Source organism: Saccharopolyspora sp. (assembly GCF_017434145.1).
GTDB classification, from domain to species: domain Bacteria; phylum Actinomycetota; class Actinomycetes; order Mycobacteriales; family Pseudonocardiaceae; genus Saccharopolyspora_C; species Saccharopolyspora_C galaxeae.
The window spans coordinates 1-1,624 of the sequence record NZ_JAFRFW010000237.1; the positions used below are offsets into that span (position 1 = coordinate 1).

At 68.5% G+C, this 1,624-nt stretch carries 1 protein-coding gene and 1 pseudogene; one reads left to right on the forward strand and one right to left on the reverse strand.

Going from position 1 to position 1,624, the window contains the following annotated elements; genetic code table 11:
• Positions 1-721, reverse strand: a 721-nt coding sequence (locus IJH84_RS06760; RefSeq protein WP_295141597.1) for an HAD family phosphatase, incomplete at its 3' end; no start/stop codon positions are given.
• Between the two features lie 621 nt (positions 722-1,342).
• Here IJH84_RS06760 and IJH84_RS06765 point away from each other — a divergent pair.
• Positions 1,343-1,624 (forward strand): annotated as a pseudogene (locus IJH84_RS06765) (septum formation initiator); the annotation flags it as partial.

Genomic DNA, 1,624 nt, shown 5'->3' on the forward strand with positions numbered 1-1,624 from the left:
GGAAGCGCGCGCGCAGCGAAACCGGCTGCTCGAACGCCAGCGACGGCCAGCCGCGTTGCGCGGCGTGCCTGCGCAGCCCGCGATCCGGGTTGACCACCGTCGGGTGGCCCACCGCTTCCAGCAGCGGCAGGTCCGTCACCGAATCCGAATAGGCGTGGCAATCCCGCAGGTCGTAGCCGTAGCGCTCGGCGAGGTCGCGGGCCGCGGCGGCCTTGTTCCCCGCCGAGCAGTAGAACTCGACCTCACCGGTGTAGCGGCCGTCGGCGACGACCATCCGGGTTCCGGCGGAATGCGTTGCGCCGAGCAGTTTCGCGATCGGCGCCACCACTTCTTCGCCGGAGGCCGACAGCACCACGATGTCGTGGCCCTGTTCCTTGTGCTCGGCGATGAGCTGGGTGGCTTCCTTGTAGACGAGCGGATCGACGATGTCGTGCAGGGTCTCCTCGACGATCGCGTTGACCTGCTCGACGTCCCAGCCGGTGCACAGCGAGGTGATGTGCGCGCGCATCCGGTCCATCTGGTCGGCGTCCGCGCCTGCCAGCATGAAAACGAATTGTGCGTAGGCGCTTTTCAGCACCGCCCGGCGGTTGATGAGACCTTCCTGGAAGAACGGCCTGCTGAATGCGAGCGTGCTCGATTTGGCGATGACCGTTTTGTCCAGGTCGAAGAATGCCGCCGCCCGGGGTCCGGTGGCGGTCGGGGGGTTCGCGGGCGCTGTCACGTCGCACAGCATACGACCGGGACCCGGCGCGGCGGGCGATGCGCGGCGCGCGGGCCTGCTTCACTGCGAGTGGCCGACTTCGGCTCGTTGCAGTGAGTTCTCGCCACGTTCGGGCAGTGGATCGGGCGTGGCGTTTCCAGAAGGCGCGACAGGATGCTTATGTTCGTCCTAATGGACGGGACGCGAGTGGGGGAGACCGGGCGCTAGAGTATGGGGGTCCGGGAACCGGACGGGTTCAGCTCGACCCCCCGGAGCTGAACTCTCGGCGACCCCCGTCCTCCCCCTGGCGGGGGTCGTCCGCATTGTCGGGGGCGATGTTCCCGGCCGCGTCCGGTGCGGACGGTTTCCGAGCAAATTATTCCAGGCTTCAAGTAGTTTCCGCGGTGCGCGGGCACTTCTTTTCGGCTCCCTGCGCTGGTCGGGCCATTTCCGGTGAACCCTTCACGGTTGATCGCTTAATCGGGTGAAGAAGTTGTCCACAAGGTGCCGGTCCATCCACAGATTCCGGAATTCGGTCTGGGCGCCGCCGCCCGGCCGCTGCAACGTGGACGTCGAGCGGGAATTCCGCCGGTCCCGGCGCGAATTCCTCCCGCGAGCCCTGCGACCGGAACGGGTGCCGGCATGCCCACCTCGACCACCGCACCACCACTGCTCGTCAGCCAGGACGACGACCTGGCCGCGGAGATCACTCGGTTGACCGCCGTCGCGGGCTGCGACCTGCGGCGTCGCGCCGACCCGGCGGAGACGGGGCAACTCTGGCGCGAAGCGCCGCTGGTGCTGCTCGACGACCGCACGGCGGCTCGTGCTGCCGCGGCCGGTATGCCGCGACGATCAGCGGTCCTGCTGGTCTCCCGCACGCAGCGAGCGGAGCGGTGGCGGTCCGCGTTCGAGATCGGCGCGGAC